The following is a 20,436-nucleotide window of genomic DNA, read 5'->3' as shown; positions in this document are numbered from 1 at the left end:
GTCTCCTCAGTTATTTTTAAAGCCCATAAGAGCTTTGATTTTAGAACAGTTATCTTTGGATGTTAGCAGTTCTAAAAGATAAAAGGTAACCTCAAAAGAAGCAGAGGGGTTATAGCCAGTTATTATGTTTCCATCCACAACCATAGATTGATCTGGTATTACATTTACTCCAAAATCAGAAAGCTGTTTTTGTCTTGTACTTTGACCTAGTCCATAGGTTGTGGCATTTTTATCTTTTAAAATTCCACTTTTTGCAATAGGGAGGGCTCCTACACAGATTGAAGCTATGATTTTATTTGATTCATGAAATTTATTAATAAGATTAAGAAAATCTTCATGAAAAGCATCATCATAATAGCCTTTTTCTTCAAATCCACCGGGTATTGCAAGAGCATCAAATTCATCTACATTGATTTCACTGATGAGTAGTTCTCTTTTTACAGCAAAACCTACAGTAGATTTTATTTCTTCATGCAGTCCAGTAGTTAAAAGCTCAGTATTTAAATCACCTTCTAGCTTGTTCCAGCCTATAACATCAGCAAACACGCTAGCTTCAAAAGCTTCAAAGCCATTGGCTAAAAGCAGTAACACCTTTTTCATATCAGGCTCCCAACCTTTTTATTTAAATTTTAATGTAAATACAACAAGGTTTTTGATTTAATTTGCAATTTTATCCATAACAAATGGGGTTTTATACATTATACATTATACATTATCTTAGTTAGATAGAGCTACGATTATAAAGTTGAAATTGGAATAATTAGGAAATGAAAATTTATGTTGATATTGAGATAAATTTGGTATAAATAATAAAATATAAGATTTTATATTGAATCCTATATTAATTATTGATACTAGATTATATATATTGCTATATTTGGAAAAATTAGGAAAAATATTGAAAGGTGGAACTACTATGTCAATTTATGACATTAAGCTTAGAACTATTGATTTTGAAGAAATAACTATGGATGCCTTTAAAGGAAAAGTACTTCTTATAGTAAATACAGCAAGCAACTGAGGCTTCACACCTCAATATGAAGAGCTGGAAGCTCTTTATCAGAAGCTAGGTAATGAACATTTTGAAATTTTAGGTTTTCCGTGCAACCAGTTTGGAAATCAGGAGCCAGGAGATACTGCTCAGATAAAAAGCTTTTGTTCGTTTAATTTTGGGGTTACCTTTCCTATGTTTGATAAAGTAGACGTAAAAGGACCCAATGCTCATCCTTTATTTGTTCACCTTACCAATGCTAAAAAAGGACTAGTTGGTAAGGACATAAAGTGGAACTTTACAAAGTTTATTGTGGATTCCAAGGGAAATGTTGTAGATAGGATAGCTTCAGCCACTTCGCCACTTAAGTTAGAAGAGAAAATAAAACAGCTTATAGATGAAGCTAGTTAATTTCAAATATATTATTTAAATTTTGAAAGTATACATTATCTATTTTTTTGTATTTATCTAAAATAATCTGACCTTTTTGAACTGACGAGTATATTATTTCATTATTTTTTCTTATAGCTACATTTACTGAAAAATCAAATGAAGTATCACTTTTTTTCTTTATAGTAATACCATTTACATTCATATCAAGATTATTATCATTTAGAAATTGCCAAAGAGAGATAGGATCACGATTGCTTTTTAAACTATCAATACATTTCTTTGTGCAAAAGTTTTCCATGTAATCATATTTTTCATTTAACAAAATAGAAAGTTCTTGAAAGTCTTTTGAAGAGTTAATTTCTTCAAAAAAATCAGTGTTAGATTTATATTCAAAAGAATACACATATTTTAGGAAACCCTCTATATGGGTTTCTTTTTGCTTACATCCAAAACTAAACAAAAAAAATAATAATACAATTAATAGGAAAAATATTTTATAATAGTTTAATTTTGTTTTCATTAATTCTATCCCAAATGCAAAATCTAAATTAGTACGATTCATGTCATTCGTCTCCTTATCTTGCCGTATATAAAATTTAAATATAAATAGTTCAAGCAAAATTTTCTGAATGTATAAAATCTCTACCAAACATTAAGTTACTTCTAATTATTTCTTTTTGTAGATGAGATTAAATATAGAAAACACTAAAGCTGATATTATGAGGATAAATAATTGAAAGTAAAGTGTTCTCTTAATTATAGTAAGCAAAACTGGTTGTATTGATATATTGATTAATCCTATAAGAAACATAAGAATAATAAGTGTCGTTACTACTGAGCTAATTATAAGTATATTCTTTTTTAGTTTAGATAATTTTTTTAACATTTCTTATCTATTCCTCCAGTACTAGTAGTTGCTATGATAGTTAAAAGACTGGTCCCAAAGTGTCATTATAGAAGATGTTTTCACAGATATAACAGTACATATAGTTCTAACGACAATCGCTGTAGTCACTCTTATTTATAGTTGTTAGCTCTTTGTCATTTTTTTGAATTATCTATATATCCGGGACAGTCGCTTCAATTTTATTAGCAAAAGAAATAATGCTTAAATTTACAGTTAATATTATTGTATCACATAGAGTTAAAACTATAAATTTTATCATGATGAGAAAGTTCAAGCAAGTTATTCATTGTCATTTATTAATAAAAGGAGTTGGTTTTTGTAAAATAAAAGAAAAACAAAGTATTCTAATGGGTGGAGTTTTTTCTGTATCTGAGTATCATATAGCTAGTGATAGGAAGAAGATATAAATAAAAAGCGTAAGTGATAAAACCTACGGGACTCACATCCATAGTAGAGGTTGGAACAAAGGCAGCAAGATTCCAAGGAATGAGAGCTGAAAGCACTATGCCAGTGTTTTCTAAATCAAGAGCCATTTGGTATTTATCTACTGAATTTTGCTTATATGCTTTATCCATAAGTGAAGCAGTAAGAACAGCTGCAATTGATTGATTTGAACCAAAGGCTGCAGTTAGGATGCTCACAATTGTGGTATATAAAAATAGGCTACTTCTTGAGTTCGCTTTTAGCAGAAGCTTTTCTACGCTTTGAAGAGTTTTAGTACCTTCAAATATTCCAGCTAGACTACATGAAATAAAAACCACTATAGCAGGTCTTAGCATAGAGATTATGCCCCCACCTTTTATTATGAGGTAAAGTGGATTAGCAAAGTCCAAATGAAATCCCATAAGTATAAAGTAGAGCACCTCATTAATTTTATAACCTTGGATATAGATGCTAAGTACACCAGCAAGAGCTATGCTTAAAAACATAGAAATTTTGACATTGACTCTAAATATTGATAGTACAAGGATTATAATAGAAGGTAAAAGCGCCAATATACTTATATCAAAGCTTTTTACTATAGCCTTATCAATACCACCAGACGCAGTGTTAAGTGGAGAGCTCAGTGATACTAAAAAATAGAGGATCAATGAAAGTATAAACGGAAGTACTGCACTTTTTAGCATGTTTTTTATGTTTATAAAAAGCTCTGTTTCAGTAAGGTTAGCGATTAGATTGGCACTAGATGACATAGGAGAGCACCTATCTCCAAAGTATGCTCCTGCAATTATTGCTCCAGCGGCAATATTAGTATTTACTTCGCCACTTTTTGCCATAACTATAAGAGCGAGTCCTACAGTGCTAACAGTACCAAGTGAAGTTCCAAGTAAAAAAGAAACGAGACTGCTTATTATAAATGCATAAAAAATAAAATAATTGGGGTTTATGAGGTTGATTCCATAGTAAACGATTGAAGGAACTGTTCCACTACTCATCCATACTGCAGTTATTGCTCCTATTAAAATGAAAATCTTTAATACGACAAAGGACTTTTTGCCGCCATCATAAGCCATTTTAGAGATAGCTGTTATTGAGTAGCCTTTACGAAGCGATATTATTACAAATATAAAAAAGCTTATAAGAAGAGGATATCCTATGAATATTCCCTTATATATAGAAAATATTAGCATGACAAAGGTAATTACAAGGCCAAAAACTGTTTCCATTTACGTTCTCCTTAAGTAGATGATAATTTAATTATACCTCTAGGCAGTTATAATTTATAGCAAAACGTGAATCATCATTAATAATATACTGTTAGGTGTGAATCTACAGATTAGACGGATTAATTTCGATATATATATGAATAAATATATATTGTTGATACAAGGGATAATCCTATGCTAAAATATAAAAATGTATCTTTCTTTAAGAGAGTACTGATTTCATAAAAGGTTCAAGCCTAGCGCTTGATTTAGGAGGGTGCTTGATGACAAAAGGACAAGTTGAATCGAAGATAAGCGAAGCAATAAGTAAATTTGAAGTTGAGCAAATGGGCAGAGGCCCTGAAAAAATACGAACCATAATTTTTCAAGATTTAATTATTGTAAGACTCAAGGGGTTTCTTAGCACATCTGAAAAGAATCTTGCACAGACTAAGGAAGGTGTAGATTTAATTAAAAAAGTTAGGACGGCTTTGTTTGAAAGCTCTAGAGAGGAACTAGAACTAGCAGTAAAATCTGTTCTCAATGTAGAAGTAATAAGCACGTACTCAGATGTCAGTACAAAAACAGGAGAAAAAATCATAGGTATCGTAGTGGATCAAGATATAGATAATTACCTTGCAAACTTGTAATTTGGAAGACGAATTGAAAGATTTTTAAATCAGTCGAGAGTAAGCCAATAGCAAAAGTTCTTTAGGGAGCTTTGCTGTTGGCTTTTTAATATAAAAATTATAGAAAGTAGGAGATTTATGAAAGAAAATATAAGCTTAGACTTGAAGAAAAGCACAAACAGTAAAAGATGGAAATATGTTATTTTAGGAATTATTTTGATGATGCTGCTTGGAACAGTTTATTCTTACAGTGTGTTTAGACTAGCTGTACAAAATTATTTTGAAGTGGATTTTACGAGCAGTGGACTTCCATATATGGCATCATTAGCTTTTTATTCACTTTTTATGTTTGTAACAGGGAGATTTATTGATAGATTTCATCCTAGAAATATAATGATATTTGGAAGCTTACTAGTAGCACTCGGCTGGATACTATCTGCCTTTGCACCTAATATATATGTGCTTACCCTTACTTATGGAGTTATAAGTGGAGCAGGAGTAGGGATTGCATATGGAGTTCCTATGACAGTGGTGGCAAGGTGGTTTCCGGAGAAAAAAGGTTTTGCAGTGGGCTTGGTGCTTGTAGGCTTTGGATTATCCCCACTTATCACAGCACCTCTTGCTAGGACTATAGTCGAGCTAGTTGGATTAACTAAGGCATTTTTAATACTGGGAGCTGGGTTTGCAGTATTTTTGCCTGTTCTTTCCTATTTCTTTGAATATCCAGAGCTAGGAGATTCATCCCAGATTAAAGAAGAGGGTAAATCAGTAAAGGTATCTGGACATACGACGAAGGAAATGCTTAAAGACAAAAGCTTTAAAGGGCTTTACATAAATTTTATAATAGGGACGACTATAGGGCTTATGCTTGTAGGAATGACAACTAGCATAGGGGTTGAATATGTAGGACTCACTGCAACAAAAGTGACTATGCTCATGACTATATTTGCCATTTTTAATGGGATGGGAAGACCTACTTTTGGATGGCTGACAGACAGATTATCTCCGAGAAAAGCTATGCTTTTATCATATATACTGATAATATCAGCAGCTCTTGTTATGGTCTTATTTGGAGAGAGTAACCTTATAGTTTATATTATTGGATTTGCAATATTTTGGTTTAATCTTGGAGGCTGGCTTGCTATAGCGCCTGCATCCACCATGAATATGTACGGAACAGGTCATTACAGTCAAAACTATGGACTTGTGTTTACAGCATATGGAATAGGCGCAGTAACTGGAGTAATAACTTCGGGTATGTTAATAGATGCCCATGGAAATTACAAGCTCTTATTTTACTATATTATCGCACTTTGCTTAGTAGGAATTTTTTCTACAATAAACTTTATAAAACCCAAAAATGCATAGGAGTATAGAATTTTACATTGCCATCAGGAGAGCCTGATGGTTTTTTGTTACAAAATAATCTATATACTGTGATATATTATTGTAAATCCTTTAGAAATATTCGATTGTCATAATAAGCTTTTTTGTTGAATACATATTTAAATATAAATTAGGAGGAAGTCATATGGAGCTGGGAGAAAAACTTCAGCAGCTTAGAAAACAAAATAATTGGACTCAGGAACAGCTTGCAGAGCAGCTTTACATTTCTAGGACAGCTGTTTCGAAATGGGAGAGTGGCAAGGGTTATCCTAGCATTGATTCGCTAAAAAATATCTCTGCTTTATTCAAGATATCAATTGATGATTTACTTTCTGGAGATGAGCTAGTACAGCTTGCAACAAATGAAAATAAAGAAAATGTAGAAAATATAACAGGAATGATATATGGGCTACTCGATTTAGCTACTATTGCCTTTATATTTCTGCCTTTTTATGGAAATCCAGAGGGAGATTATATAAGAGCTGTAAATCTTATAGATTACAAAGAGGTAGTTGGGCTAAAAACCATCTACTACATTTTACTGCTTTCATTATTTGGCATAGGGGCGGCGGAGCTTGGGCTTAGATTTTTTGAGAAAACAAAAAGCATGGGTAAAGTATTAAGAAGGCTATCTGTAGGAATGCATATACTAGCAATTCTTCTTTTTTCTATGACCAGACAGCCTTACTTATCGACTTTTCTTTTTATACTTTTTCTCATGAAAGGATTCATTACTCTTAACAATAAAAAACTATAAGCTACTTGTGAAGGCTTTTACTCTAGGATGAGCATTATCAGAAAAAACTTTTTCAGGAGTGTCGTTCATAATTATTTGACCATTGTCCATGAAAATTATCCTGTCAGATATTTCTTTTGCAAAGCTCATCTCATGAGTTACTATTATCATAGTATTTCCAGACTCTGCAAGAGCCTTTATAACTGCTAAAACCTCACTGACTAGTTCAGGATCTAGTGCAGAGGTAGGCTCGTCAAAAAGTAGTAGAGCGGGGCTTGACGAAAGGGCTCTTGCTATTCCTACTCTTTGCTGCTGTCCCCCAGATAACTCATTTGGATAAGCTGAAGCTTTGTGCTCTAGTCCAACTAGCAAGAGCATTTCTAAAGCTTTTTTCTGAGATTCTTTTTTGCTGTAGCCATGAGCTTTTTCTAGCCCTAGAGCTATATTATCAGCTGCGGTGAGATGAGAAAACAAACCGAAATTTTGAAATACCATGCCTATGTGCTTTCTAAGGTCAGAGGCAATAGAGCTATCGATGTTTGACATATCATAAATCAAGCCATTAAAGTGCATGGTGCCTGAATCTGGCTTAACTAGCTGATTGATAGTTTTTAAAAATGTAGATTTGCCTGAGCCAGATGGCCCGATTATGGATACTACCTCCCCTTTTTTGATTTCAAAATTCATATCAGAGATTATGACATTGTTGCCATATGATTTTTTTAGTGCTTCTATTTTGAGCATTATGCCATCCTCCCTTTGCTATAGTGGATTTCTAAATATTTATTTGCTTGGCCGATTATTAAGGTGATAGCCCAGTAAATAAGACCAACAGCCAGATATATTTCGAAAAATTTATAGTTTACAGCGGCTTTCATTTTTCCTAGCCCCATCAAATCATTAAGCCCAAGCATGAAGGTAAGTGCAGTTCCTTGAATAATTCCGATAAAAGTATTTCCAAATGAAGGAATAGCAACTCTAAGGGCTTGAGGTAGCTGGACGTATAGCATAGTCTGCCATAGTGTAAGTCCAACTGAGAGTCCAGCATCTTGCTGGAGCTTATCTACGGACAATATTGCCGCTCTTGTAGTCTCTGCTATATATGCAGCAGAGTTCATAGACATAATCAGGACAGAAGCTTCAAAGGCACCGATGTTTCCTAGTGAAGGAAAGAGCTGAGGCAGCCCGAAGAAAAATAGGAAAAGCTGAATCATCAGCGGAGTGCCTCTAAAAAATGATACATACCCTCTTAAAATCAAATCTATACCTGGTAGCTTAAAATATCTTACTATGCCTATGAATATTCCAAAGCCTAGTCCAATTAGCATGGCAAGCAAGCCAACTGAAAGTGTTATAGGAAGAGCAGAAAGAAGCTCTACTAGAGCTTTTACAAGTATATTAAAATCAAAGTTCATTAATTAAGCACCTTCTCAGTGATATCCATGTCAAAATATTTCATAGATATTTCTTTTATAGTTCCATCTTCGTACATACTATCAATTGCACTGTCTATTTGAGCAACCAATTCTTTGTTTTCCTCATTATTAAGAAAAGGAAAGGCATTTTGCATTTCGTTGATAGGAGGACCAGCAAGCTTTAATGGAAGCCCCGATTCGTTAATTACAGATTGAAGAGCCAATCTATCATTCATAGCTGCATCAACGCGGCCTATGGCAACATCTTGGTATGAACCTGAACCACTGTCATAGGTAATGATTTCTATCTCAGAGTTTTTGTCAAATTCTCTAATTATTGTTTCGTAATTTGTTCCTAGACCTACTGCAACTTTTTTGCCTTTTAATGACTCAAGGTCTATGATGTCGTTTCTATCATCCTTACTAATGAGTTGAGCTCCATAGTAAACATAAGGACGAGTGAAAAGATATTTTTGTTCACGCTCTGGCGTAACAGTTATTTGATTAGCTATAGTATCTAGCTTAGCGGAGTCAAGCATTCCAAATAGTCCGCTAAAATCGCTTGTAACAAATTCAATTTCATGTCCAGTTCTTTTTCCGATTTCTTTCCAAACATCCACATCAAAGCCTGTTAATTCACCTTTTTCATCCAAATAGGTATAAGGTTTGTAAGACCCACTCATACCAACCTTTATAACTTCAGCAGGTTCACTAGCAGTTGATGACTTATCCTTAGTACTAAAAAACATGATTGAGCCTAAAGCCACAGCAATTAAGATAATTATTAATGGTAATTTATTCGATTTCATTTGAAATTCCTCCAATTTTTATTGTTATTTATGATATTTTGATTTTTAATAAACAAGATTTTACTTCAGAAATATTCTAAAGCAATGTTCTTCTGGCCAGAAAAGAAACGAATTACTTGTTTTTTTGCATAAAAAAACGGACAGGTCCACTTAGGACTGCCCGTAATTATAATAAAGTTATTATAAGTAGATTGTTAGGGAAAGTCTTATTTCAGCACCACAAAAAGCTATTATCAAGTTTTTTAGTAATATCTTGACAACAGCAACATGCAAAAGCATTAATTTGTGAAACTAAATTTTGAGCTTTCATATCCAATCTCCTTTCGAACTTTTTTCTATCATAAACGACCTATACTATACCTGTCAAGTAGGAATTAAAAATATTGTTAAAATGGATAAAGAAAAACCCCGAATCCTATTTAGGGATTTTGGGGTTTGATTGAGAACCAACATTTAAATATAAGGTTTTAATATTTAAATATAGAGATACTTTCTTGCATCTGCTGAGCAAGCTTTGCTAAAGATTCGCTAGCATCAGCAATCTGCTCCATAGCAGCGGTTTGTTCTTCTACAGAGGCAGAGGCTTCCTGTGTAGAGGCAGCATTTTCCTCAGATATTGCAGATAAATTTTCAATGATTGCAATTATCTGGTCTTTTTTCACATTCATTGTGGCACTTGATTTATTGAGATGGTCAACTATAGTTTTGACATTGTCTATTGCTTTTGCTATGCCATCAAATTGAGTATTGGTTTTTTGAAGACTTTCATTTTGCATATCAACTATGTGACCGACTTCTTGAATTTTTGATACGGCAAAATCCGTTTGGCTTGTAAGAGAATTTATAATGTTAGAAATCTCAGAAGTAAAGTTAGTAGATTGCTCTGCTAATTTTCTTATTTCATCAGCAACTACTGCAAAGCCTCTTCCGGCTTCTCCAGCTCTTGCAGCTTCAATAGCAGCGTTAAGAGCGAGTAGATTAGTTTGATCTGCAATGTTTTGAATCATCTCACTTGCAGCTGATATACTCTGAGCATTTGTATTCGTGGTGTTGATGACCTCTTGTATTTCTTTAGCAGATAAAGATACTGAGTTGGTTTTTTCAGTAAGCTCTGACAGAACTTCAAATCCTTGATTCTTAAGAGCTTCTACAGTTTGGGCAGATTGATTCAAATTCTCTATTAGAGATATATCACTGTTTATTAGATTGCCAAGTTCATCTACATTGTAAGCGCCTTTTTCTGTCTCGCTAGCTTGGTCGCTAGCACCGTTCGCAATCTCCTCTATAGTTCTAGCAACCTCTTCTGCGGCAGTTGCAGATTGCTGACTTGTGGCGGTTAGCTCTTCTGATGAAGATGCAACATTTTGTGCACTTTCATTTATATTTTGAATTAAATCAATTAAATTTTTCTGCATTTCTGAAAGCGAACTTGCTATTATTCCTACCTCATCTGTATTTTTAATATATTTATTTATATTGCTAGTATCGTTAATTGATAAATCGTAGTTTGAGATTTTTAGTATATCCTCAGACAATCCTTTTATAGGCTTAGCAATAGATTTTCCAAGAAGAAAAGCGAAAACTACTCCTAGCAATAAGCAAAAAAATGTTGTAATTAAAATAAGCTTGGTAAGAGCAGAAAGACCTTCTAAAACCTCAGCTTTATCTGCATTTTGAATCAAAATCCAGTTTGTACCATCGATGGCGGTATAAGCAGAGTACCATGTCTTCCCTTCGTATTCGTAGGTACCTATGCCATGGCTATCCTCAAGCACCTTAGTTAGAAGCTCTGCTAAAGATGAAAATGCTTTATTTTCTTTAGCTGCTTCTATGGGGTTAACTTGATTCATTACATTTTCTCGATTTGGATGCGCGACAGTGGTTCCGTCAGTATTCATAATATAAGCATAGCCGTTTTCGCCGAAGCCCATTGTATCCGTCAGCTCGCTCAAAGCATTACCGTCTCTTCGACCAAGCAAAGCTCCAACTACCTTGTCTTCGACTTTAATAGGAACAGCATACATAAGCACGGCTTCTCCTGTAACTTTACTTATAATGACATCTGATAGATTGGCCTCACCTGAAAGAGCTTTTTTTACATAATCTCTATCGCTCAAATCAGCAGTATTTTCACCTAAAATATATGTAGCTGTGCCATCTGGCGTAACTACAGCAAAATCCAAATAGCCTAATCTTTCAATGTCACTTTTTAATGATTCACGTTGGATGCTTATATCCATGGTTTGAGTTCTTGCTCTATTTGCAAGCTCCTGTAAGAGATTGAGTCTAGCAGCTACTGCATCTTTTATTCTTATTGAATTTATATCGGTGGTGTCGAGCAGAGATTTTTCTGTTTGCGAAGTAAGTGAATCCGAACTAAGTTTAAAAGCAGAAATACCCAGTCCTGAAGCTACTAAAATTATCAATATAGCTACTGATAAAGCAATTTTTTTAGATAAGTCAAATCTCATATAATTCCCCCCGTTTGTCTCTGCCATTATGTATTGTTTATTTTATGACAAAGCTATTTATGACTGTATACCCAAATTTAAACTATCTATAACTCTCCCATATCCATATTGGTATTTTTTTATAAAAGATTTTTTAATTTTGTAAGTGCTTCTTCTAGGTTAGTATCAACTTTGCTAGCTCTTTCTACGTGGTTTATTAATTTATTATGGATTTCTAGCAGAATATCGTCTGAAACTCGAGTTTGCTCAAAAATACTGCTTATATAGTCCCTTTGAGTAAGTATAGTGTCTGTCACAACTTTTACTTCCTTTTGAACCTCATCAAACCCATTGACAATTTCTTTTATCTTTTCTTTTACAACCTCACTCATTTCTATACCTTTATCTATAGCAGAATTGTTTCTCTCATTATTTTTTGAGGCTGTTTCTATTTCGTTTTGAATGTTCATAACTAAATCTTGAATAGTGCTAGTGCTTTTTGTAGTATTTTCAGCGAGTTTTCTTACTTCATCTGCAACTATAGCAAATCCTCTGCCGTGTTCTCCAGCTCTAGCTGCTTCTATTGCTGCATTAAGAGCGAGCAGATTAGTCTGGTTAGCAATATCTGTTATAGTCTCTACTATATCAGTGATTTGCTTAGAACGCTCACCTAGACTGTTCATAGATGAAGAGGATTCTTTTGCTTGAGCTTTAAGAGAATCCATCATAGAAAGCAAGTCCTCAACGGCTTTATTTCCTTCTACAGATTTTTCTACAGAAGTCTGAGATATGCTATTTAATTTGTCGCTTCTAGTAGAAAGCTCTAGTGATAAATCATTAGTATTTTGTGATAGATCCTTTACATTTTCCATTATATCTTTGATATTTTCAGCAAGGGAAGCTAAATCTGAATGCTGGCTATTCACATGATTGTGGCTTTCGATTATTTCTTCCATGCGGCTATAGATTTGGTTGATGTATGATTTTAATAGCTCGTTTTCAGTCTGAAGCTTTTCTTGAATTTCTTTATCTGCAGTATTTGTAACTGTTTCAACTGTTTTATCTTTTTTGAAAAACATTGTATCATCTCCTAATTTTTAGAATCTCTTAAATTATACTCTTTTATTAAGTAATATAGAAGCACTAATAATTATTATCAATAAAGTAAAATATATAAATTTTCTTTACTTTGAAGTATGGAATGGCTTGTATTTTATAATGAATTTCTAGTATGATAAGTAATAGGTATTATAAACTAAAAACCTAGATGAAGGATATGTAAATAAGGAGGGCTTTATGAGAAATCGATTTATTTCTCTTAGATTTGCTGTAACTCTTCCGCTTATAATTGTGCTCATAGCAACCTTTGCAATTTCTATTATGAGATATAGGGCAGATTATGAATTTCTTGCGAAAGAGCAAGGCAGTAAAATAGTAGAAGCTCTTACTAATAATACTCAGAACGAGCTAAATGCAATACTTTCCCAGCCACTTATCATGGCAGAGATAATAGGCTATACTATAACAAACGAAAAAATGTTTCTAGGTGAGGACTTATCTGCTATAGAAAATTATCAGAAAAGTCTGATGAAAAGTATCAAAGCAAAAATTCCCCAGGTTAGCGTAATAAGCTATGGAGACGAAAATGGGAACTATATAGGCATAAGAGATAATGGGGAAGGCAAAGACTTTAGTCTGATGCTTAAGGATAGCAGAACAGGTGGACTACTCAATATATATGAAGGAGATAGCATAAATTCAAACATAATAAGTTCTATTGAGGGTTATGATCCTAGAATTAGGCCGTGGTATGAACCAGTTAGGAAAAATATTGCAAGCAGCTGGTCGAATATTTACATAAATCAAGATGAAAAAATGGAAGCAACTACCTCTGTATCTGTTCCTGTATTTGGAAATAGCGGAGAATTTAGAGGAGTGTTTGAAATAGATGTAAAATTAAATGGAATTAATGATTTTCTCCAAAAAAATAAAATAAAGGACAACGGAGTAGTATTTATAGTAAACGATGAACTTGAGATAGTGGCTCAATCTGAAGAACATAACAATGTAGTAATTACAGATTCAAAGAATTATGAGGGGGAGCTCTTAAAAGTAAAGGACAGTAAGAATATGCTTGTGAAATCACTAGAAGCCTTACTAAGAGCTCGAGATTTGGAATATAAAAAAGTCCATAGAATGGAGATTGAAGATAATAATAATTTTGTAATGATCTCGAAGCTAGAAAATCCTCATGGACTAAGATGGAGAATAGCAGTAGTAATTCCTGAGAATGATTTAATGGGTTCTATTCAGTCTAGATATAATATAAGCATTGCCATGATAATGCTAATGCTTATTCTTGGAACTATAGCAGGGATTTATATTCTAAATAAAGTTACTCAGCCTCTTTTGATGGTAGCGAGTGGATATAATGAAATAACCTCTGGTAACTGGGATGTAGAGATAAAACAAAAAAGAGGACATATTAAAGAAGTACATGAAATGATTAAGGGCTTTAATCTAATGGTAGACAATATAAAGAGCTATATAGGAAAGCTAGTTGAAAAGCAAAATGAAATAGAAGAGCTTCATAAAACAGAAACTCAAAGAATGAATTTAATAATAGACGAAAAAACTGAAAATCTAAAGGCAGTAATGGAAGAGCTGATGGAAAAGGAAAGACTGGCATCACTAGGAGAGCTAGTATCTGGTGTGGCTCACGAAATCAATACTCCTCTTGGAGTGGCAGTATCTGCATCCTCGCTTATGGAAGCAAATAATGAAAGCTTTAAAAAAGAACTACTTGAGGGGAGTATTTCAAAATCAGGTTTAATTTCTTATATTGAATCGATAGATGAGACTACAGCTATTTTAAATTCCAATTTATATAGAGCGGCAGAGCTAGTAAAAAGCTTTAAGGAAATAGCAGTAAACCAGTCTATAGAAGAAAAAAGCAGGTTTAATTTTAGGGAATATATAGATTCTATATTGCTCAGCTTAAAACACGAATACAAAAATAAAAATGTAGAATTTAAAATCGATTGCCCTGATGATTTAGTTATTAACAACTATTCAGGAGCAATTTCTCAAGTTTTTACAAACCTTATCATGAATTCCTTGATTCATGGATTTAAGGATATGAAATCTGGGCAGATAAATATATCAGTAGCGCCAGAGGGTGAAAATCTCATCATACATTATAAGGACAATGGCTTAGGTATGAACGAAGAAGTCAAAAAGCGAGTTTTTGAACCTTTTTATACTACAAATAGAGGCAAGGGCGGCAGTGGACTAGGTATGAATATAGTATATAACCTTGTAACTGCAAAACTAAATGGAAAGATAAGCTGCAAAAGCGAGATTGATAAGGGGACAGAATTTATTATAGAAATCAAAAGATGAAGGACTGTGAGAGTATGAAAGAAAAGCTGAATTTAGACAACATCAAGTTGGATTTTCTATCAGAAGATTCAAAGCCAAAGCTAAAAACCAAAGAAAACTATAAAATAATGATTGCTGATGATTATGATGAAATTCACGTCATAACTAAAATGATGCTCAAGGATTTTGAGTTTGAAGGAAAAGGTCTGGAATTTATAGATACTTACACTGGAGAAGATACCATAAAGGCTCTAGAGGAAAATCCAGATACGGCTGTACTTTTTCTAGATGTAGTCATGGAGGACAATCATTCTGGACTTAATGTAGTGGAGGTACTAAGAGGAAGACTAGATAACAAGATGACTAGAATAGTACTTAGAACTGGACAGCCAGGACAAGCTCCAGAAGAAACTGTCATAAGAGATTATGATATAAATGACTATAGGCTTAAAACAGAGATGACAGCAAAAAGGCTTTACACCACTCTATATTCAGCTCTTAGAAACTATAGAGATTTATACCAAATCAACACCCATAAAAATGGACTGAAGAAAATAATTAAGACAAGTGCAAACTTATTTGAGCACAATAGCCTAAATGAATTTTTAACCAGTATTTTAGTCCAGCTTTCTAATTTTCAAAAGAACAATCCTGAGATAGTATATATAAGAGATGATGTAGATAAAGAAGGCGGCTTTGTAACTATAGAAAAAAATAAAAAAGCTACAATTGTAGCGGCAACTGGAAAGTTTAAAAGCTATATAGGAAAAGATATAGACTTAGTATCAGAGCTTAAAGAAGTGGTCGATAAAATCAAATACAGTGATACGCCTGATGAAAAAATTATATTTGTAGACTCAGGCTTTATAATAAAAAATAATGCTAAAAACAGCTTTAATAACTACATCTATATAGAAGGCAATAATGATATCTATGATTTTGATTTGATTCATTTGTTTTTGACTAATTACTCTGTAGCGCTTGATAACTATATTCTCAACAACACAATAGTAAATACTCAAAAAGAAATAATAATAACCTTTGGAGAAGTGGTTGAAAATCATTTTGAAGAGACTTCAGGACATGTAAAAAGGATATCAGAAATGATGTACAATTTTGCTTTGCTTCTAAATTTCTCACACTCTGAAGCTGAAATTCTAAAAATGGCAAGCATGATGCACGATATAGGCAAGATTGCTATACCAGATAGTATCCTAAAAAAACCTGGAAAATTAACTGAAGAGGAGTTTGAAATTATTAAAACTCATCCTAGTGTAGGCTATAAAATCTTTGAAAAATCTGATTTAGATATGCTTAAAATATCAGCAAATTTAGCACTGAATCACCATGAAAAATACGACGGCTCAGGCTATCCAAATGGGCTTAAGGAAGAGGAAATTCTTTTAGAGGCTAGGATGCTATCTATTATAGATGTATTCGATGCTATGACTCACAAAAGGGTGTACAAGGATGCTTTTTCCACAGAAGAAGCCCTAGACTATATAAGAAATCAAAAAGGAAAGCATTTTGATCCAGAACTAGTGGATATATTTATTAGCAATATAGAAGGTATATTGGATATAGATTAATAAACTACTGAATAACTGGAGGAGATTTGATTGAAATTGTCAGTAAAAGGGATTAAAGCTGTAAGTGCATCGCCAAAGACTAAGGATTATCCAGTATTTTTAAATGATGAAGCCACAAAACCAGTCAGAAAGCTTCATAGCTCACTTACTGGCTACGAACCTACGCCTTTAGTAGTTCTTGATAAGCTAGCTAAAGAATTAGGAGTTAAGAATATATATGTAAAGGATGAGTCGAAGAGATTTTCTATGAATGCATTCAAAGCATTAGGAGCAACTTATGCTATGGCTAGAGTGCTTTGTGATAGACTAGGAGTTTCTATAGATGAAGCTGATTTTAATTACTTTAAATCAGAGGAAGTGAAAGCTAAGATAGCTGACCTAGTGTTTGTAACTGCAACTGATGGAAATCATGGAAGAGCCGTAGCATGGACAGCTCAGATGCTAGGCTGTAAGTCTGTAGTATATATGCCAAAGGGGTCATCCAAGTTCAGACTAGACGCTATACTTTCTCATGGTTCAGATGCCAGTATAACTGAGTTTAATTACGATGATGCAGTTAGGCTTGCATATAAGATGGCCGATGAAAACGGCTGTATATTTGTCCAAGATACAGCTTTTGAAGGCTATGAAGAAATACCGAATTGGATTACTCAAGGGTATACGACTATGGCTTATGAAGCAAATAAGCAGATACTAGATAAAAACCTTCCTGTACCTACCCATATATTTTTGCAGGCAGGAGTTGGCTCAATGGCTGGAGCTGTACTAGGTTATTTTGCAAATAAATACGAAGCTAAGCTTCCAAAAACCATTATTGTAGAGCCAGATGCCGCAGACTGTATATATAAATCAGCAGAAAAAGCAACTGGAGAGCCTGTAAATGTAGGTGGAGATTTAAGCACTATAATGGCTGGGCTTGCTTGTGGAGAGCCGAATACTGTAACTTGGCAGATACTTAGAGATTTTGCCCATGCTTATGTATCGTGCCCAGATTATGTAACTGTGGAAGGGATGAAAGCTTTAGCTCATCCTATGGATGGGGATGAAATGGTTATCTCTGGAGAGTCTGGGGCTGTAGGAGTAGGACTGCTTAGCCTTATTAGTAAATATAAAGAGCTAGATGAAATTAAAAAAATGCTTGAGATAAATGAAGATTCCTCAGTGCTATTTTTTAGCACTGAAGGGGATACTGACCCTGAAAACTATATTAAATGTATTAATGAAACTACTGAGCTGGATTTTGATAAATAGTGACCGTACACTCGTGACTCAGTCATGAGAGGTTCAATAGAAGGGGGACTTAGGTTATGGCTTCAAAAAAAGCAGTGTATTTCTTTTGTATAGATGAAAGTAAAGATGAGGTAGCGCCGAAAGTATTAGGAAAAATTATGGAAACTTTTGAACTGACAGAAACAGACATAGAGGTAGATGGATATAAGGTTTTAAAATATACAGATGAAGCTTCAAATGAATTCTATTTCGTAAAGACTAAAGTAGTTATCTGCGCAGACTATAGCAGTTACCTGCCAACTATAAATGAATACTTTGAAGACTTTGATATAGCTGCGATGGTAAATTGGCATGGTGGTCAAAATGCTCCTGATAAAGTGCTGTGCATTCATACAGTAGGGGATTTGGCATCTGCTAGATATAGTCCTAGTAATCCTGTACCATCTACAAATTTAGCTAAAGCTTTAGAACATCATAGAGAAAGACTAAATCTAGAGGAATTTAAGGTGACAACAGAAGCAACTCACTGGTCGGGCATAGTGTATGACGGAAAAAGTGAGTGGATAGAAGAAAGCAAGCTACCATTTTTAGATATAGAGATAGGAAGCACCTCTGAAAGTTACAACAATCCTGTGGCGGCGAGTGTAATAGCCTTTGCACTTATGGATGCTTTTGCGTCTGAGGAGAAAGCGCCTACTGTACTTTATATGGGAGGAGTTCATTTTGAAGATACCATAACAAATGCAGTGCTTCATAAATCTCACCCAGTTTCGCTGACACATATTCTTCCAAGCAGATGGCTGGAAAATGAAATGTACATGGGAGAGGATGCTAGAGATTACCTTATGAAGTGTATTGACTCTATCCATGGTTCGATAGATGGCATAGTGATACATGAAAAACTAAAGAGAGAAATAAAGGATCATGTTGAGATTATAGCTGAAATTCTTTCTATTCCAGTAATAAAGAGAAAGGCTCTTAAATCTCCAGAATCAACGGTGTTTTACCAGTAAGCTTAAGTTAAACCACCTATAAAGTTTAATTTATAGGTGGTTTAACTTATTATTAATAGTTGTATTAAAAACCATTTTTCGAGTATTATTAATATAGTTAAAAATAGTTATCGTGAATACAATTATGGTTGAGAAACTTATGAGAAATGTGTGATGACATTAATGGGCGAGATGTTTTATTGTCATAAATGCATAGATAAGAAAAGAGTGATATTATGAATAAAAATTGTTTTGTGTCGTGGAGCGGAGGAAAAGATTCTTGCTTAGCTCTTTTTAGAGCCATGGATCAAGGCTATAAGCCAAAGATGCTTTTTACTATGTTTAGTATAGAAAATGATGTCAGCTCTGCGCATAGATTAAATGAAGATATAATAAAGGCTCAAGTAAATGCGTTAGAGCTAGAATCTACAATAGGTAGAGCTAAATTTGAAGATTATGAGGCTGTATTTGTAAGAAATTTAGAATCATTTAAAAGCCAAGACATACAGTACGGAATATTTGGAGACATTGATTTAGATGAACATAGAAAATGGGAAGATACAGTTTGTGAAAAAGCTCAGATGACAGCAGTTCTTCCACTATGGCAGGAAGATAGGAAAAAACTGGTGAAGGAATTTATAGATTGGGGATTCAAGGCAAAGATAGTAGTAGTAAATAAAACTATGATGAGCCCAGAGTTTTTAGGAAGAGACCTCAGTCATGAACTACTTGAAGAAATCGAAAAAACAGGGGCTGACGTATGTGGAGAAAACGGAGAGTACCATACTGTAGTTTACGATGGGCCACTTTTTAAAACCCCACTAAACCTAAATTTTTCTAAAGAAATAAAGGATATAGAAGGCAAATGGGCAAAGATTGAAGTCTTGATATAAATTTAAGAAGGAGGTGAGCTTGGTGTATAAAAATCTGATTGCAATAATCGCTGTATTTTTTATAAGTCTTGGGGTGATATCGTGTACTCCTATAAACAAAGATGATGTAAGCACCAAGCTACGCCCAGATAGCCAAGAAGAGCAAGAAGTTCATATGGACAGTCAGATAGTAAAATATGCGGATTTAAATGAAGACAAAGTCGATGAAAAAATAATCTTGACTCTAAAAAGCTCAGAAACCTATAAGTACAGTCTAGAGATAGGTGATGCAAAGATAGATGTAAGAGGTAATAATATAGAGCCAGACTTTAATATAGTGGACATAGATTACAAAGATGGTATCAAAGAGATTGCAATCAGCGAGTATGGACCAAGCAATGATGAGGCGACTAGATTCTACTATTATAATGGAGAAAAAATTATAAATATAGGATATATATCAGGTTTTTACGGACCTATGCATCAGTACGGCGAAGGCATGGTCGGAGATATGAAGATAGAGGGAATGGGAAAGGTAATTACTAAAACTAGAGGGGAAATATTACATACTTGGTTTTATGAAGATGAATATGGACTTTCAAAGCATCACTATCTTCTCAATAAGAAAAAAACTCTTTATGAAATGGATGCAAAGGTTACAGTTCTTAAAGAAATAGAGCTTCAGAAATCTCCAGAAGACGAAACTAAAGTGCTAAAACTATTGCCAGATGATGAGGTTATTATTTCTTACACAGATAACCATGAGTGGTGTATGATTCAAACAACAGATGGACAAGAGGGATGGTTTGCAGTAGATGGGTTTGACACGATTAGAGAATTAAATCTTCTTGCAGCTGAGGTTTTCTCAGGACTTAACTATGCGGACTAATATTACAAATAAAAATGCAGACTCAGAAAGATTCTAAAACTTGAATCTAGCTGAGTCTTTTTTAGTAATAAACTAATATTTATGTTACGGAAAAAATTTGCTTGTATTTATGAGTATACTT

At 33.8% G+C, this 20,436-nt stretch carries 18 protein-coding genes; 10 read left to right on the top strand and 8 right to left on the bottom strand.

The window, feature by feature from the left end:
- Window positions 1-6 precede the first annotated feature (6 nt).
- Window positions 7-600 carry a DJ-1/PfpI family protein gene (locus CLOST_RS12385; protein ID WP_013362654.1) on the bottom strand — a complete coding sequence of 198 codons (594 nt, stop codon included), beginning with the start codon at window positions 598-600 and terminating at the stop codon, window positions 7-9.
- 316 nt (window positions 601-916) lie between these two features.
- Here CLOST_RS12385 and CLOST_RS12380 point away from each other — a divergent pair, with 316 nt between their 5' ends.
- Window positions 917-1,402, top strand: a complete 486-nt coding sequence (locus tag CLOST_RS12380) for a glutathione peroxidase (RefSeq protein ID WP_013362653.1) — start codon at window positions 917-919, stop codon at window positions 1,400-1,402.
- On the opposite strand, the gene CLOST_RS12375 is transcribed toward CLOST_RS12380, so the two are convergent.
- Both CLOST_RS12375 and CLOST_RS12365 read right to left on the bottom strand, forming a co-directional pair.
- Window positions 1,395-1,946 carry a hypothetical protein gene (locus tag CLOST_RS12375; protein WP_013362652.1) on the bottom strand — a complete coding sequence of 184 codons (552 nt, stop codon included), beginning with the start codon at window positions 1,944-1,946 and terminating at the stop codon, window positions 1,395-1,397. The two genes, CLOST_RS12380 and CLOST_RS12375, sit on opposite strands and share 8 nt — an antisense overlap.
- A 689-nt stretch (window positions 1,947-2,635) precedes the next feature.
- Complete coding sequence (locus CLOST_RS12365) at window positions 2,636-3,958, bottom strand: Na+/H+ antiporter NhaC family protein (RefSeq protein ID WP_041487222.1); 1,323 nt, start codon at window positions 3,956-3,958, stop codon at window positions 2,636-2,638.
- Between the two features lie 263 nt (window positions 3,959-4,221).
- Here CLOST_RS12365 and CLOST_RS12360 point away from each other — a divergent pair, with 263 nt between their 5' ends.
- From CLOST_RS12360 to CLOST_RS12350, 3 genes are all read left to right on the top strand, one after another.
- Window positions 4,222-4,587 carry a Na-translocating system protein MpsC family protein gene (locus CLOST_RS12360; RefSeq protein WP_013362650.1) on the top strand — a complete coding sequence of 122 codons (366 nt, stop codon included), beginning with the start codon at window positions 4,222-4,224 and terminating at the stop codon, window positions 4,585-4,587.
- A gap of 117 nt (window positions 4,588-4,704) precedes the next feature.
- Window positions 4,705-5,934: an L-lactate MFS transporter gene (locus tag CLOST_RS12355; protein ID WP_013362649.1), complete on the top strand. Its 1,230-nt coding sequence runs from the start codon at window positions 4,705-4,707 to the stop codon at window positions 5,932-5,934.
- A 163-nt stretch (window positions 5,935-6,097) separates the two neighbouring features.
- Window positions 6,098-6,709 carry a helix-turn-helix domain-containing protein gene (locus CLOST_RS12350; protein ID WP_013362648.1) on the top strand — a complete coding sequence of 204 codons (612 nt, stop codon included), beginning with the start codon at window positions 6,098-6,100 and terminating at the stop codon, window positions 6,707-6,709.
- Here the strand turns inward: CLOST_RS12350 and CLOST_RS12345 are convergent.
- The 5 genes from CLOST_RS12345 to CLOST_RS12325 all read right to left on the bottom strand — a co-directional run bounded on the left by CLOST_RS12345 (window position 6,704) and on the right by CLOST_RS12325 (window position 12,441).
- Complete coding sequence (locus CLOST_RS12345) at window positions 6,704-7,432, bottom strand: amino acid ABC transporter ATP-binding protein (RefSeq protein WP_013362647.1); 729 nt, start codon at window positions 7,430-7,432, stop codon at window positions 6,704-6,706. The genes CLOST_RS12350 and CLOST_RS12345 overlap by 6 nt on opposite strands.
- Complete coding sequence (locus CLOST_RS12340; protein WP_013362646.1) at window positions 7,432-8,103, bottom strand: amino acid ABC transporter permease; 672 nt, start codon at window positions 8,101-8,103, stop codon at window positions 7,432-7,434. Before CLOST_RS12340 ends, CLOST_RS12345 begins: the two co-directional genes overlap by 1 nt.
- The gene (locus CLOST_RS12335; protein ID WP_013362645.1) at window positions 8,103-8,912 is read right to left on the bottom strand and encodes an amino acid ABC transporter substrate-binding protein; all 810 of its coding nucleotides are present in this window, start codon (window positions 8,910-8,912) and stop codon (window positions 8,103-8,105) included. Before CLOST_RS12335 ends, CLOST_RS12340 begins: the two co-directional genes overlap by 1 nt.
- Window positions 8,913-9,379: 467 nt before the next feature.
- On the bottom strand, window positions 9,380-11,383 hold the full coding sequence (locus CLOST_RS12330) for a methyl-accepting chemotaxis protein (protein ID WP_013362644.1): 2,004 nt from the start codon (window positions 11,381-11,383) through the stop codon (window positions 9,380-9,382).
- 119 nt (window positions 11,384-11,502) lie between these two features.
- A complete protein-coding gene (locus CLOST_RS12325) occupies window positions 11,503-12,441 on the bottom strand; it encodes a methyl-accepting chemotaxis protein (RefSeq protein ID WP_013362643.1) in 939 nt (312 codons plus the stop codon).
- Between the two features lie 217 nt (window positions 12,442-12,658).
- Here CLOST_RS12325 and CLOST_RS13675 point away from each other — a divergent pair, with 217 nt between their 5' ends.
- The 6 genes from CLOST_RS13675 to CLOST_RS12295 all read left to right on the top strand — a co-directional run bounded on the left by CLOST_RS13675 (window position 12,659) and on the right by CLOST_RS12295 (window position 20,315).
- Window positions 12,659-14,764, top strand: a complete 2,106-nt coding sequence (locus CLOST_RS13675; RefSeq protein WP_013362642.1) for a sensor histidine kinase — start codon at window positions 12,659-12,661, stop codon at window positions 14,762-14,764.
- Between the two features lie 14 nt (window positions 14,765-14,778).
- Entirely contained in the window at window positions 14,779-16,332 is a 1,554-nt protein-coding gene (locus CLOST_RS12315; protein WP_041487546.1) for an HD domain-containing phosphohydrolase, read from the top strand.
- Window positions 16,333-16,362: 30 nt separating this feature from the next.
- Entirely contained in the window at window positions 16,363-17,583 is a 1,221-nt protein-coding gene (gene dpaL, locus CLOST_RS12310; RefSeq protein ID WP_013362640.1) for a diaminopropionate ammonia-lyase, read from the top strand.
- Window positions 17,584-17,639: 56 nt separating this feature from the next.
- Window positions 17,640-18,575 (top strand): D-aminoacyl-tRNA deacylase, encoded by a 936-nt coding sequence (locus CLOST_RS12305; protein WP_013362639.1) that lies wholly within the window; start codon window positions 17,640-17,642, stop codon window positions 18,573-18,575.
- A gap of 215 nt (window positions 18,576-18,790) precedes the next feature.
- Window positions 18,791-19,447: a Dph6-related ATP pyrophosphatase gene (locus CLOST_RS12300; protein ID WP_013362638.1), complete on the top strand. Its 657-nt coding sequence runs from the start codon at window positions 18,791-18,793 to the stop codon at window positions 19,445-19,447.
- 22 nt (window positions 19,448-19,469) lie between these two features.
- Window positions 19,470-20,315, top strand: a complete 846-nt coding sequence (locus tag CLOST_RS12295) for a hypothetical protein (RefSeq protein ID WP_013362637.1) — start codon at window positions 19,470-19,472, stop codon at window positions 20,313-20,315.
- The last annotated feature ends 121 nt before the right edge of the window (window positions 20,316-20,436 follow it).

It is taken from the genome of Acetoanaerobium sticklandii, from assembly GCF_000196455.1.
In the GTDB taxonomy this organism is placed as follows: domain Bacteria; phylum Bacillota; class Clostridia; order Peptostreptococcales; family Filifactoraceae; genus Acetoanaerobium; species Acetoanaerobium sticklandii.
This window is presented reverse-complemented; position numbering and strand designations above follow the sequence as displayed.